General features: G+C 71.1%; 11 protein-coding genes. 5 read left to right on the forward strand and 6 right to left on the reverse strand.

The window, feature by feature from the left end; all coding sequences use genetic code 11:
- The first annotated feature begins 4 nt into the window (after window positions 1–4).
- The 3 genes from D7Y11_RS20600 to D7Y11_RS20610 are packed head-to-tail and all read left to right on the forward strand — an operon-like array spanning window position 5 to window position 3313.
- Window positions 5–2119 (forward strand): PAS domain-containing sensor histidine kinase, encoded by a 2115-nt coding sequence (locus D7Y11_RS20600; protein WP_126934555.1) that lies wholly within the window; start codon window positions 5–7, stop codon window positions 2117–2119.
- Window positions 2116–2526, forward strand: a complete 411-nt coding sequence (locus D7Y11_RS20605; protein WP_120577995.1) for a response regulator — start codon at window positions 2116–2118, stop codon at window positions 2524–2526. The genes D7Y11_RS20600 and D7Y11_RS20605 overlap by 4 nt, the downstream gene beginning before the upstream one ends.
- Before the next feature lie 28 nt (window positions 2527–2554).
- On the forward strand, window positions 2555–3313 hold the full coding sequence (locus tag D7Y11_RS20610; protein ID WP_120577996.1) for a GvpL/GvpF family gas vesicle protein: 759 nt from the start codon (window positions 2555–2557) through the stop codon (window positions 3311–3313).
- Window positions 3314–3316: 3 nt separating this feature from the next.
- On the opposite strand, the gene D7Y11_RS20615 is transcribed toward D7Y11_RS20610, so the two are convergent.
- From D7Y11_RS20615 to D7Y11_RS20635, 5 genes are all read right to left on the reverse strand, one after another.
- On the reverse strand, window positions 3317–4600 hold the full coding sequence (locus tag D7Y11_RS20615) for a hypothetical protein (RefSeq protein ID WP_126934556.1): 1284 nt from the start codon (window positions 4598–4600) through the stop codon (window positions 3317–3319).
- The gene (locus D7Y11_RS20620; RefSeq protein ID WP_126934557.1) at window positions 4597–6468 is read right to left on the reverse strand and encodes a Gldg family protein; all 1872 of its coding nucleotides are present in this window, start codon (window positions 6466–6468) and stop codon (window positions 4597–4599) included. Before D7Y11_RS20620 ends, D7Y11_RS20615 begins: the two co-directional genes overlap by 4 nt.
- Window positions 6465–7187, reverse strand: a complete 723-nt coding sequence (locus D7Y11_RS20625; RefSeq protein WP_014394402.1) for an ABC transporter permease — start codon at window positions 7185–7187, stop codon at window positions 6465–6467. Before D7Y11_RS20625 ends, D7Y11_RS20620 begins: the two co-directional genes overlap by 4 nt.
- Window positions 7184–8110: an ABC transporter ATP-binding protein gene (locus tag D7Y11_RS20630; RefSeq protein ID WP_126934558.1), complete on the reverse strand. Its 927-nt coding sequence runs from the start codon at window positions 8108–8110 to the stop codon at window positions 7184–7186. Before D7Y11_RS20630 ends, D7Y11_RS20625 begins: the two co-directional genes overlap by 4 nt.
- 71 nt (window positions 8111–8181) lie before the next feature.
- Window positions 8182–9597 carry a TIGR01777 family oxidoreductase gene (locus D7Y11_RS20635; RefSeq protein WP_126934559.1) on the reverse strand — a complete coding sequence of 472 codons (1416 nt, stop codon included), beginning with the start codon at window positions 9595–9597 and terminating at the stop codon, window positions 8182–8184.
- A 32-nt stretch (window positions 9598–9629) separates the two neighbouring features.
- Here D7Y11_RS20635 and D7Y11_RS20640 point away from each other — a divergent pair, with 32 nt between their 5' ends.
- Window positions 9630–10595, forward strand: a complete 966-nt coding sequence (locus D7Y11_RS20640; RefSeq protein WP_126934560.1) for an L-threonylcarbamoyladenylate synthase — start codon at window positions 9630–9632, stop codon at window positions 10593–10595.
- Here the strand turns inward: D7Y11_RS20640 and D7Y11_RS20645 are convergent, their stop codons facing one another.
- Window positions 10596–11303 carry a hypothetical protein gene (locus D7Y11_RS20645; protein WP_126934561.1) on the reverse strand — a complete coding sequence of 236 codons (708 nt, stop codon included), beginning with the start codon at window positions 11301–11303 and terminating at the stop codon, window positions 10596–10598. It lies immediately after the preceding gene.
- Between the two features lie 229 nt (window positions 11304–11532).
- Between D7Y11_RS20645 and D7Y11_RS20650 the strand changes: the two genes are divergently transcribed.
- The coding region (locus D7Y11_RS20650; protein WP_148139219.1) for a hypothetical protein at window positions 11533–13308 on the forward strand (1776 nt) is incomplete at its 3' end.

Genomic DNA, 13308 nt, shown 5'->3' on the forward strand with positions numbered 1-13308 from the left:
GGTCGTGGCGTCTCCAGCCCCGCTGCCCCCCGCCGAAGCCGACCCCGGGGCGCGCCTCGTGCTCGCCGAGCACCTGCTCGCCTGCGAGTCCGCCGTCGCCTGTGCGCGAGCGGTCGTGGAGTGGCTCGCGCGCAGGCACGGCGCGTCCACCGCCTGTGTGGGGCCGGGGGATGGCGCGGGTGCGTCCGTGTGCCTGGCCAGTGAAGGGCTGACGGGCGCGCAGCAGGCCGCGCTGGCCCGGGCATGGGACACGCAGGGCTCGCCGCTCGCTGGCTTCCGCAACCGGCCCGGGGCGCGGTGGCTGGCGGCGGACGCGGTCGAGGGCGCGGCGATGCCCGGTGGGTTCCTCGCGGTGCCGCTGGGCCGCTCTGGAGCGCCCGCGGCCGCGCTGCTGGTGGTGGGGCTGCCCGGCCCGGCCGTGCCGGAGGACGTGGCGTGGGTGGCGTCGTGCGCGGGTCCGCCCCTGGCCCGGCAGCTGGCCTCGGATGCGCGGGCGCCGCGCCGCCCGGAGCCGGACCGGCTGCTGCGCCGGGTCATCAACGCGGTGTCGGACCCAGTGCTGCTCACGGACACGGACGGCACGCTGCTCTTCGCCAACGCCCGCGCGGAAGGACTGCTGGTGGCGGGCCCGGACGCGAGCCCCGGCCGCACGCGCGCCGTGGAGCTCAACCAGCGCCTGTTCCGGGAGACGCTCGCGCAGGGAGGCACGTCCGTGCACCGGCGCGAGGTGCCGCTGGTGGATCCGCTGGAGGGCATGGACCTGCTCTTCGAGCTGGTCACCACGCCGGTGCTGGCGCCGGACGGGCCGTCCGTGGTGGTGAGCGTGCTGCGCAACCTGACGGACCTGGGCCGCGCGACGCAGGCGCTGGGGGAGAGCTACCGGCAGCTGCGCGCCACGGAGCGCGAGGCCCGGAGCGAGCGCCACCGCCTGGACCGGGTGCTGGACTCGGTGGCGGACCCCATCATCCTGACCGACCCGGCGGGCGGCATGGTGATGATGAACGACCCGGCCGAGCGCCTCTTCGCGTGGCCTCACGAGGAAGGCCCCGGCGGCGAGTCCACGCTGCGCCGGGTGCGCGCCAACGACGCCCTCTTCGCGTCCTTCCTCGCGAACCTGCTGGGGCCGGTGAACGCGAGCGTGTCACGCTGGAAGAGCCAGCTGACGCTGGACGACCCGTCCACCGGCGCGCCCGTGCCCATGGAGGCCATGGCCAACAAGGTGCTGGGCGACGGGGGCGAGCTGACGGGCATCGTCACCGTGTTCCACGACCGCACGGAGGTGCTGGAGCGGGCGCGGCTGCTGGAGCGCGTGAAGGAGGTCTCCAGCGAGCTGGAGGCCCGCGTGCAGTCCGCCACCGCGGAGCTGGCGGAGCAGAACGAGAAGCTGCGCCGTCAGGCCATCCAGCTGGAGCAGGCGAGCGCGGCCAAGTCGCAGTTCCTGGCCAACATGTCGCATGAGTTCCGCACGCCGCTGAACGCCATCCTCGGCTACACGAACATGCTGCTGCAGGGCGTGTCCGGGGAGATGACGCCGCCGCAGCGGAGGAACCTCACGCGCATCGACTCCAACGGGCGGCACCTGTTGGAGGTCATCAACGAGATATTGGACATCACCCGCATCGAGGCGGGGCGGATGCCGCTGCACCTGTCGGACTTCGGAATCCCGGAGCTGCTCCAGGAGGTGATGGCGGAGATGGACCCCATCATCGCGCGCAGCAAGCTGACGGTGGACACGCGCCTGGATGAGGGGCTGCCAGGGGTGTGGAGCGACCGACAGAAGGTGAAGCAGATCGTCCTCAACCTGTTGTCCAACGCGCTGAAGTTCACGCACGAGGGCGGCGTGCACGTGGCGGCGGAGTATCAGAACGGCACCGGCACCGTGGCCATCTCGGTGAAGGACACAGGCATCGGAATCGACGTGTCGAACCAGGAGAAGATCTTCGAGGACTTCCAGCAGGTGGACAGCTCGCCCACGCGTGCCTATGGGGGAACGGGCCTGGGCCTGTCCATCTGCCGCCGACTGGCCGACATGCTGGGGGGACGCGTCTCCCTCCAGAGTGCGCCGGGCCAGGGTTCGACCTTCACCCTGCACTTTCCAAGACGTGCGAGACGGACATGACCAACACCCCGGAAAAGACAAAGCCGCTCGTGCTGGTGGTGGACGATTACCAGGATGCCCGGGAGATGTACGCGGAGTACCTGGAGTTCTCCGGCTTCCGCGTGGCGGAGGCGAAGAACGGCCAGGAGGCGTTGGACAAGGCCTTCGAGCTGGTGCCGGACGTCATCCTGATGGACCTGTCGCTGCCGGTGATGGACGGCTGGGAGGCGACGCGCCGGCTGAAGGGCGACGCGCGCACGAAGGGCATCCCGGTGGTGGCGCTCACGGGGCATGCGCTGAAGGGCCACTCGGAGGACGCGAACGAGGCCGGGTGTGATGCGTACGTCACCAAGCCGTGCCTGCCGGACGCGCTGGTGGACCAGGTGAAGAAGATGATCGCCCTGCGCGAGGCGGCATCCACGCGCTGAAGCCTTGGCTGCACGGAGGGGGCACGTCATGACGACGAAGACCCAGGCGGAGTCCTCGCGCGAGGGACGGGTACACTACCTCTACGGCATCGTGCGCGAGGACAGCGGATGGACGCTGGACCTCGCGGGGCTGGATGAGGCCCCGGTGCGACGGGTGCACGAGGGCGGTCTCACGGCGCTGGTGTCCGAAGTGGCGGGCCCGCGGGTGGTGCCCACGCGGACGTACCTCCTGATGCACCAGCGCGTCACGGAGGCCGTGGTGCGCGAGCACACGCTGGTGCCGGTGGCCTTCGGGACGGTGCTGCCGTCGGAGGAGCGCGTGCGGGAGTTGTTGCGCGTGGCGCGCGCGCCGCTGAGCCGGGCCCTGTCCGAGCTGGAGGGCCGGGTGGAGCTGGGGCTGAAGGTGTACTGCCACGGCGACGCGCTGACTCGCAGGTTGCAGGAGACGCGGCCGGAGCTGGCGCGCGGCCCCGCCGAGCTCGAGGAGGACCACGAGGCTCGGCTGGAGGCGGCGCTGCACGACTGCACCCGGAAGGACCTGGACGGGCTGAGGGCGGGCCTGCGGCCGTTGGCGGAGGCCACGCACGAAGCGCCGCCGCTGGGTGAGCGGATGATGCTCAACACGGCCTGGCTGGTGGACCGCACGCGGGTGGCCGCGTTCGAGGCGCGGGTGCAGTCGCTGGTGGCGCGGCTGGACGCGTACACGTTCCGGTTCACGGGGCCGTGGCCGGCCTACAGCTTCGTGGACGTGCGGTTGGACGTGGAGGCGGAGTCCACCGCACGGTGAGCCTCAGCGCGGCGCGGTGAGCTTCGCGGCGTCCTCGGCCAGGAGCTCCAGTCCGCCGCCCATGCGCGTCCAGCCGGCGGTGAACTCCGTGCGCGCGTACCACGAACCGTCCGGCGTCTTCGCCATGGAGAGCTCGCCCACGGGCTTGCCGCCGCGCTGGTACTCCACGCGGAAGGCGGGCGTGGGGGCCGGGCCCGGAGGGGCTTCGCCACGGCCCAGGAGTTCCACGGGGGTGAGGCGCCACAGGCGGTCATGCCAGTTGCGGGCGAAGTCGTCCGGAGTGGCGGGGGCGTCCACGGGCGACAGCTGCACGGCGCCTGGTGATTTGCCGCTGGCGGCGAAGGCGCGGGACGCGGTGCCGGTGGAGATGACGATGTGGTCGAAGCCGTCCACGTCGAAGGTGTGCAGGCGCCGGTCCACGAGCCGGCTGGCCGCGGCCTCCAGGTCCGGCAGCAGTCCAGGCCCGAGGAGGAAGACGTGCCCGTCGGTCGTGCGCTGGAGATAGGGGGCGCCCCAGCCCGAAGCGGGCGTGGCGAGGCGGAACGTCTTCGGAGTCCCGTCCAGCGTGAGCGTCAGGCCGCGCTCCGTCTTCGCGAGGCCGATTTCGTCCAGCTTCTTGTCGTCCAGGACGCCCAGGTCCCGCTGCGCGCGCAGCGGAGCGAAGCGGGAGAACAGCTTCAGCGCGACGTCGTTGCCGCGCAGCTCGCGGGGCGGAGAAACCGGGGCGGGGCTCGCGGGTGTCCCCGCGTCGGCGGAGGCGTTCGCGACTGCGTTGGCGCGAGGCTCAATCCCCGCGTCGGTGGTCACCGCGAGCGCGCCTGTGTTGGCCCGAGGCGCGACCCCAGCGTCGGTGGTCACCGCGAGCGCGCCTGTGTTGGCCCGAGGCGCTACCCCAGCGTCGGTGGTCTCGGTGAGCGCGCCTGTGTTGCCGGCACTTGCTGGCGAGTTCGCGCCAACCTGCGGGCCTGCGTCGAACGTCACGTGGGCCAGTGCTCCCGCGTCGAGCGCGGCGCTGCCCGCATCACTGGCGACTCCAGCTTCGGCCCCCGGCTTCGCGGGCTTGTTGCCCAGGCGGACCCAGACGGTGTCACGGTCCTGGGGGTCGCGGAACAACTCCACGAAGCGCGACTCCTCGTCGTACCGGATGCGGTCGAGCGCGCTCGCCTGCGCGTCCTCCACCGTCACCTCACCCTGCGCACGCGAAGGCTCGCGCTGCCACACGAAGAACGCGGCCACGAGCGCCACGCCCGCCAGCACGCCCTGCACCGCCACGTCGCGCGCCTTCATCGCGCACCTCCCGCCACCGCGGTGCTCCGGGGCGCACGCCGTCCACGCCGCCGCGTCACGAAGTAGCCCACTGCCAGCACCGCCAGCGGCATCCCGAAGACCGTCGCGTAGAACCACACGACATCCTGCGAGCGCGTGTGCTGCAACGGCACGTCCTCCTCGCTCGTCGTCACGCCGGAGAGCGCCTCCTCGCCAGAGAGCCAGCGCAGCGTGTCCACCGCGAGATACGCATTGCCCACGTTGCCCAGGATGCCGTCACCCAGCGAGTCCGCGTCCGCCATCACCACCGCGCGCGGTGCGGGCTTGCCCTCCGGGGCTGGCCGCTCCACCGCCACCACCAGCGGCCACGCCTTCGTGACCTCGCCGCGCTCCGGCTCGAAGTCGCCATTGCGGTCCGCGAACGTCTCGCCCTGCGCGCGCACGCTCGTGTCCAGCATCACGCCGGGAACGGGCGGCGTCACCGGCTCCAACGCCGTCGCACCCATGAAAGCCACCGCGCCCTGTGAGCCCAGCGCGGACAGCGACGTCACCGACGGGTGCGAGGAGAAGCTCGCCGTGCCCAGGTTGGCCCGGTCGCTCAGCTGACGCGTGGTGCGGAAGTACACCCGGTCATTCGCCAGCGGCACGCGCAGCGACTTCAATCCCATCGGCTGGAGCAGCGGCTCCAGCGCCGCGCCATCCGGCTCCAACGCGATCCACAACCGCCCTCCCCGCTCCCAGTACTCGCGCAGCGCGGTGGCCTCTTCCGGAAGCAGCTCCCGCGTGGGCCCCAGCACCGCCACCATCGCCGCGTCGCCCGGCACCGCCGAGCCCAACCCCTCCGCCACCGTGAGCGTGCGCACGTCCACGTTCTGCGCGCGCAGCAACTCCTTGAACTGAGCCACCGACGGCCGGGCCGCCTCACCCTGCACGGGGCGCGTGTCGGCGCGCTCCCCATGGCCTCCCGTGAGGTAGACGATGCGCTGGGGCTTCGCCACCGCCAGCACCCGCCGCTGCACCTCCGCGTCCAGCCGCTGGAGCTGCCCGCGCGCACGCTCCGGGTCCAATCCCAGCGTGAGGATCTCCTTGCGGGCCCCCCGCGACAGCACCACGGAGCCGTTGTTGCTGACGCCCAGGGCCTTGCCGCGCGCGGGCTCCACCGCTTGGTCCAACGACTCCACGCCCAGCTGCGGACTCTCCGGCTCCAGGTCGCGGAAGTACTGCCGCACCGCCTCGCCCACTTCGTTCGCGGGCGGGAAGAAGAGCGTCACCTGCAAGGGCTCGTTGAGGCCGCGCACCAGCTTGCGCGTCGCATCGCCCGGCTTCGCGGTCCGGAAGTACGACAGGTCCCAGGTCGGATCCGCTTGCGTCGCCACGTACGTCGCCGCGAACGCGAACACGATGACGAACGCCATGCCCAGCCCTGAGAACAGCGCGCTCTTCACGCGCCCCGTCTCCGGCACCTGCGCCCGAGCCATCGCCACGAGCGCGGCCTCCACCATCGCCAGCGGCACGAGCGAGCACAACAGCAGCGCCGGGAACAGCACCGCCAGCACCCCTGACAGCCGGGGAGACAAACGCGACAGCGGCTCACCGAAGAGCGCCGTCCCCACGTCCCCCTTCACGAAGTAGAGCACCAGCGCGACCAGCCCCACGACGTACAGCGTGAGCACCCACCGCTCCAGCGCGCGCCGGTCCTCGGGCGCTGCGATCATCCGCACCACGCGCCACGCCGTCGCGGCCACCACCACTGCGGTGCCCAGCGACGCCAGCGCCACGCGGCCTGAGCCCACGCCCAGCACGCGCTCCGCGAGGAATACGGCCACGAGCCCCGCGACGAACGCACCCGTCGCGGCGAGTCCCGTCCCGAAAGAAGCCGGCGAGTTCATCGCCACCTCCGCGCTTCCAACACCCGCGTCGCCGCGAACAGCGCCACGTAGGTGACCACCAGGTAGTAGACGACGTCCCGCACGTGGATGAGCCCTGCCTGGAACGGGGGGAAGTGCTGGTTCCACAGCGACATGGCGCTGAAGACGTCGGACAGCGGCTGCTCGGTGATGCGCGCCAGCAGCCAGCACAGGATGAGCGCCACCAGCATCACCGCGGAGAAGATGGCCGCGAGCAGCTGGTTCTTCGCGAGCGACGACCCGAACGTGCCCACCGCCAGCGACGCGCTGCCCAGCAGCAGCAACCCCAGGTAGCCCGCCGCCACGTGCCCGAAGGACACCTTGCCGTTCACCAGCACCAGCAGCGGCATGTAGAGCGTGAGCAGCAGGTACAGCGCCAGGAACGCGAGCCCCGCCAGGAACTTGCCCAGCACGATGTCCCGGTCCCGCACCGGCGACGCGTACAGCAACGGCAGCGTGCCCGTCTGGCGCTCCTCCGCGACCAGCCGCATGGACACCAGGATGGCCGCCACGATGGTGAACCCGCTGGAGTAGTAGAAGAAGCCGGACAGCACCTCCGCGGAGCGCTTGCTCGCGCCGCCCAGGGCGTACGCGTTGAAGAACAGCCCGTTCACCGCGAGGATGATGGCCAGGATGACGTAGCCACTGAGCGTGCGCAGGTAGCCGGCCAGCTCGCGGCGAGCAATCAGGAGCGCCTTCACGCCTTCACCTCCTGCCCATGCGTCAGGCGCAGGAACAGCGCCTCCAGCTGTCCCTCGTTCGCGTCCAGACGCAACAACTCCAATCCCGCGCCCACCACCGCCCGCGCCACCTGGGGCCGAAAATCCGGCGCCGCCGCGACCTTCAGGGCCAGCACTCCGCCCGCCCCTTCCCGCACCTCCACCGCGCCGAAGCCCTGCAATGCTTCGAGCGCCCGAGCCCGGTCGCCCCGCACCTCCAGCACGATGGACGGGCCGCCCAGGCTCCGCGACAGCTCCTCTTCACTGCCCTGCGCCAGCAGCGTGCCCTTGTGGATGATGAGCAGCCGGTCACACGTCTGCGAAATCTCCGGGAGGATATGGCTGGACACGAGCACCGTGTGCGCGCCCTTGAGGCCGCGGATGACGTCGCGCATCTCCACGATTTGAAGCGGATCCAGGCCGCTGGTCGGCTCGTCGAGGATGAGCAGCGCGGGCTTGTGCACCAGCGCCTGCGCCAGTCCTACGCGCTGGCGGTAGCCATGGCTGAGCGTGGAGATGACCTCGCCGTGCACGTCGCGCAGGCCGGTCTTCTCCTCGGCCTCGCCGACATGGGACGCGGTGGCCCTCGCGGGCACGTCGCGCAGCCGGGCGACGTAGGCCAGGTATTCGCCCACCGTCATCTCCTCGTAGACGGGGGGCACGTCCGGAAGGTAGCCGATGCGCTGGCGCACCTCATGGGACTGGCTCACCACGTCGTGCCCGTCGATGACGACGCGGCCCGAGGTGGGCAACAGCACGCACCCCAGAATCTTGAGCGTCGTCGACTTGCCGGCGCCATTGAGGCCCAGGAAACCGATGACCTCGCCCTGGCCGATGGTGAAGGCCAGGTCCCGGATGGCCGCGTGCTCGCCGTAGAACTTCGTCAGCCCTTCGACCTGGATCAATCAGGACTCCTCGAAGCGAGGGGAAACGGCGCACTTCTGTCGCCCCTCCCGAGGAGTGTCAAGCACGGGGCTTACCCGTGGCGGTATTCGGCGCCGTCGGTGGTCCGGCCCAGGGTGAATCGCAGCGTCTCCTCCAGGCCGGGGAGGAGGAAGGAGAAGTTATGGGCCTGGGCCACCGTGGGCAGGGCATGGGTGCTGGACAGGAGGGTCTCCTCGCCCATCTGCCCGAACACGGTCTTCACCACGGCGGCGGGCAGCGGGAACACCGCGGGACGGTGGAGCACCTTCCCCAGCACCTTCGCCAGCTCGCCCTGTCGCACCGCGTTCGGAGACACGGCGTTGAGGGGGCCCTGGATGGACGGGGTGAAGATGGCGAACTGGATGAGGCCCAGCACGTCCTCCAGGGACACCCAGCTCAGCCACTGACGTCCGGAGCCCACGGGCCCGCCACCGCCCGCCTGGGTCGCGAGCGCCAACTTCGCGAGCGCCCCGCCGCGCGCGTCGAGCACCACGCCGATGCGCAGGTTCACCACGCGGATGCCTGCTTCCCGTGCGGGCGCGGTAGAGGCCTCCCACTGGCGCGTGAGGTCCGCGAGGAAGCCGTCGCCGGAGGAGGACGTTTCGGTGAGTTCCTCGTCGCCCCGGCTGCCGTAGTAGCCGGTAGCGGAGGCGCAGATGAGCACGCGCGGCTTGCGGGTGGCGCGGGCCAGCGTTTCACACAGCAGGCGGGTGCTCTCGGTGCGGCTCTTGAGGAGTTCCTGCTTGCGCTCCTCGGTCCACCGGCCTTCGCCCACGTTCGCGCCGGACAGGTGCACCACGGCGTCCACGTCCTCCAGGCCCGCGGCGTCGACAGTGCCCTTGTCGGGAGCCCAGGAGATGTCCCCGCGAGCAGCGTTCGCCCGGCCGCGCACCAACCGCTTCACGCGGTGGCCGCCGGTGGTGAGGAACGACGCCAGCGCGGAGCCCAGCATGCCGGACGCACCGCCGATGGCCACGGTGAGCGGGCCCTGGCTCGCGAAGGCGGCATGGCGGCGCAGATCCGCGCGGGTGAGCGTGTGGCGATACGCGAACATGCGCTCCAGGCGCTTGCGCGCGTAGCCACCGCCGAAGGTGTCCCCCAGCGCGCCCACGGGCAGTTCGTACTGGATGGCGTCTTCCAGGACGGAGGCCTGGGGGCCCGAGGGGTTCATGCGGTGGTCGTGGATCCACTTCGCGAACGGGCCTTCACGCTGGGTGTCCTGGAAGGAGGAGCCCTCCACGTAGGCGGTGTGCTCGGCGACCATGCGCTGGGGGATGGGGCCCAGGTGGAGCCTCACGACGACGCGGGCGCCGGGGCGGATGCCATCGCCGGAGCGTTCCACGACTTCCGCGGTCTCCCAGGGGGGCGACAGGCGTTCGAAAGCCCCCTCGCGGGTGTGCCAGGAGAAGAGGTCGGCGGCGGGGACCGGCATCTGGCTGTGCGCTTCGAAAACGTGCGACTTGCCCATGGTTTCTCCTGGGGAGACAGTGCGGCCCGAGCATGCTTACTCCCGACCTCCTCGACCGTGCAGTCGAATTGCTGCGACGCGGCGGTGTCATCGCCCTGCCAACAGAGACGGTCTACGGCCTCGCTGCCAACGCCGAGGACGAGCTGGCCGTGCGCCGCGTCTTCGCCATTAAAGGCCGGCCGGCGAACCACCCGCTCATCGTCCACATCCCGGATGAGGAGTACCTGCCGGAGTGGGCCCGTGAAGTGCCGGACGAAGCGAAGGCGCTGGCGAGGGCGTTCTGGCCGGGTCCGCTGACGCTGGTGCTGCGGCGTACGTCGAAGGCCACGGACGCGGTGACGGGAGGCCAGGACACGGTGGCATTGCGAGTGCCGGGCCACTCCGTGGCGATGGAGGTGCTCGAGCGGCTGGGAGGAGGCGTGGCCGCGCCGAGCGCCAACCGCTTCGGCCGGGTGAGCCCGACGACCGCGGAGCACGTGCAGCGAGACCTGGGCGACGACGTGGACCTGGTGCTGGACGGAGGTCCGTCCACGGTGGGCGTGGAGTCAACCATCGTGGACCTGTCCTCCGGAGCCCCCGCGATTCTCAGGCCCGGAGGTCTGGCGACAGAGGACATCGAGCGAGTGCTGGGGCGCACGGTGCCGGTGCGCACGTCGACCACGGTGCGCGTGTCTGGTTCGCTGGAGTCACACTACGCGCCCAGGGCGGGCGTGGTGCTCGCGGAGCCGCATGAAGCAGTGCAGCGGGTGGAAGCACTGCGCGCACAGGGATTGCGCGTGGGAGTGCTGGGCCCCGCGTCACTGTCATTGCCTGGCGATGTGCAGCGCTTCGATGTGCCGGGAGAACCCGCGCAGGCCGCGCGGGTCCTCTATGCGCGGCTACGTGAAGCCGACGAACAGGGCCACGACGTCCTCGTGGCCTGTCTGCCCGCCGCCAGCGGCCTGGGCATCGCCGTGCGAGACCGGCTGTCCCGCGCAGCGGCGCCCCGCGACAGCTGATCAGAGTTCCTTCACCAGTTCCTGCCGCGCCTTCGCGGTGTAACGGCCGATGAGACCCGCGCGCCTGGGCGCGTACTTCGCGCTCTCATACTGGATGGCCATGATGCCCCGGGCCGGCAGCGTCCACTGCGTCAGGTTCACGTGGCTCTCGAGCGAGGTCCACCGGTTGAGCACCTTGAACTGACCCTGCCCCGCGAGCGTGCTCTCCAGGGGCTCCGCGGAGGCAGCCCCGTCCGCCTCCTGCAGCGGCGCCAGGTCCGCGGCGAAGCGCACGGGAACGTCTCCCCACTTCACCAGCCGCTTCACCTCACGGGCCGCCTTCGGCTCCCCGAACTTCCGGGTGAGCAGGTCCCGCATCAGCGTCTGGAAGGTGCGCGGGTCCGCCACGTCCTGGAAGAAGACGTCCACCGCCGCCAGCCGGTTGTCCAGGAACCCCAGCGCCACCTCCGCTGGCATCTCCGCGATGGTGGTCTTCAACCGCAGCGTTCCATCCGGGGCCACGCTCGCCTCGGGCAGCGCGGCACGGACCTCGTCCGGCGACATCCCCCAATGGGCCGTCTGGAACCCCTCCGTGCTCCGGTAGGTCTTGTCCGCCGCATCACGAATCGCCTGCCGCCGCTCCAGCGCGGAAGGCTTGTCCGGATTCGACGACGCACAGCCCGCCGCCAGGCCCAGCACCCCCAACAACCCCAAAGCCCCAAGCTTCATCTCATCGCTCCATCTGCAGTCACGGGCCTCTCCCCATGGAGGCCTCCATCGCAGGCATCCCCGCGCTTCGCAGTGTGCGGACATAGAGGAATACGGAGGGACTCCGGAAGCTGGGTCGCCAGACGCCCGGGGGCTTGCGGCCAACAGCCCAGGTCGCCCAGGCTCTCTTCCTGGAGAGGGGAACAGACACATGGACATCGCTACGGGGTGGTTATGGGTCGTCCTGGCCATGGCATCTGGCGCGCGGCCGGGTCCTTCCGCCGAAGCCGTGTGCGGACTCACCGCGCTCCACACCGCCGAGCAGGCCTTCTTCGGGGAGAAGGACCGCCACGACCTCCCCGCGGTCGTTGGCTTCCTTCCCCTTCCCTGCACCGACGGCAGCCGGCCTCCCGCGCCGGACGCCAACTCCGTCGGCGGCTGCCAGTTCGTCTTCACCGTCCTCGAAGCAGGCCGCGCTCCAGATGCCACCCTGAAGCTCGAAGCCCGCGGCGTCACTCCCGCCACGCGGAACCTGCGCTTCCTGCTGGATGGCCGCGACGGCTTCATCACCCGCGCGGACTCCAACACCCGCGTGGCGCCCGTGGACTGTGACGCCTGGAGGCAGGCGGCGGATCCGCTCCTGCGCTACCACGAGCTCGTCGCGGAGCACGACTGCGTCACCGGCCCCTACGCCCCGAAGCATCCCTGCACCGAGGCCCTCACCCAGCTCGTGAACCTCGCGCGCAAGGGCGTGGGCGTCGCCAGGAAGGAGTACGACGCGCACCCCACCGCGCGCGAGCTGTATCCCTTGAGCCCGCCAACGCCCGCCATGCTCCTCTGCGGCGTCACCGCGTCCCCCGAGCAGCGCGCCCAGCACGCGGACCTCCTCACGAGCCAGGGCAGCCTCCTGGACGTGGTGCTCCAGCCCGGCTGCCGGGATGCCGGTCTTCGCGCGGGCATCCCCCTCCTGTTCAGGGACGGGGCCTGCCCGGGCCCTCACTGTCTGCAGTTGATTCGCCTGGCCCAACGCCTTCGTCTGCCTGAACGGTTCGGCGTCCTCGAAGGTCGCGCGGAGTCGCTGGTCACATGGCTCTGGGATCAACCCGCCGGGCTCCAGCACGACTTCCTGAGAGCCGCCACGGACCGGGGCTCCGACAGGGTCGACGCGCTCCTGCTGCTGCATCAAGGGGCCTGGCCCAGCCTCCAGGCCCTGACCACACCTCCGCTCACACCCCTGGAGAATACGTGGCTCGAACGCGCCCACCGTGAGCACCCCACCCTGGCTCCCCTCGTGGGTCTGCTGCGCGAGCAGCAACGAAGCCACCCCGCCACCGATGCGGCCTTCGAAACCTGGGCACGAACCGTCCCCTGCCCCCAGCTCCACGATGCCCGGGACGTGGCCCTGTCCGCGGCGCGGCTGCGCGCCATCGCCGAAACCCAATCGCGCTGCCCGGGAGACTCCGTCTCGGTCCTGTCCCGCCACGTCGCGAAGCTGTCCCCCAGGGAGCTCATCGACGTGCTCCAGCCGCTGACCAGGGCGCAGCTGCGCATGCTGCGCACGGAGCTGGGCCTCAACGACCCCGCACGCGCGGAGGCCCTGCTCGACTGGGTGATGGAGCGCGACACCGGCCTGCTCGACGGGCTGACCGCCACGCCCGCCGTCGTGACGAAGCTGCTCACCCCACCCCACGCGAACCGGCTGGGCGGACGCGAGGCGGTCCTCGACCTGCTGCTGGATTTCCAGCGGAGCCCGCGCATCACGCCGACCGACGAGGGCATGCTCCTCCTGATGGCCGAGGCACTGAAGGGCACGCCTTCCGCGGCCCGCGTCAGGAACATCGCGGAGCGGAACCTGCTCCCCGAGGACCGTCAGCGCTTGCTGTCCCATATTCTCCGCTCCCGGGACCCACGGCTCCAGGCCGCCGCCGCGGCGGGGGCCGCTGATTGGAAGGCGTCTTCCGGCATCACCGCTTCCGCTGCGCGGGCGTGCCTGGCGGAGGCCCGCGTCGCCCTGGAATGCATGGCC

Origin of the sequence: Corallococcus sp. AB018, from assembly GCF_003986945.1 — a bacterium.
GTDB lineage: Bacteria > Myxococcota > Myxococcia > Myxococcales > Myxococcaceae > Corallococcus > Corallococcus exiguus.

Coding starts and splice junctions, on each gene's coding strand:
- D7Y11_RS20605 (WP_120577995.1), top strand. CDS start 2,116: ATGACCAACACCCCGGAAAAGACAAAGCCGCTCGTGCTGGTGGTGGAC.
- D7Y11_RS20610 (WP_120577996.1), top strand. CDS start 2,555: ATGACGACGAAGACCCAGGCGGAGTCCTCGCGCGAGGGACGGGTACAC.
- D7Y11_RS20615 (WP_126934556.1), bottom strand. CDS start 4,600: ATGAAGGCGCGCGACGTGGCGGTGCAGGGCGTGCTGGCGGGCGTGGCG.
- D7Y11_RS20620 (WP_126934557.1), bottom strand. CDS start 6,468: ATGAACTCGCCGGCTTCTTTCGGGACGGGACTCGCCGCGACGGGTGCG.
- D7Y11_RS20635 (WP_126934559.1), bottom strand. CDS start 9,597: ATGGGCAAGTCGCACGTTTTCGAAGCGCACAGCCAGATGCCGGTCCCC.
- D7Y11_RS20640 (WP_126934560.1), top strand. CDS start 9,630: ATGCTTACTCCCGACCTCCTCGACCGTGCAGTCGAATTGCTGCGACGC.
- D7Y11_RS20645 (WP_126934561.1), bottom strand. CDS start 11,303: ATGAAGCTTGGGGCTTTGGGGTTGTTGGGGGTGCTGGGCCTGGCGGCG.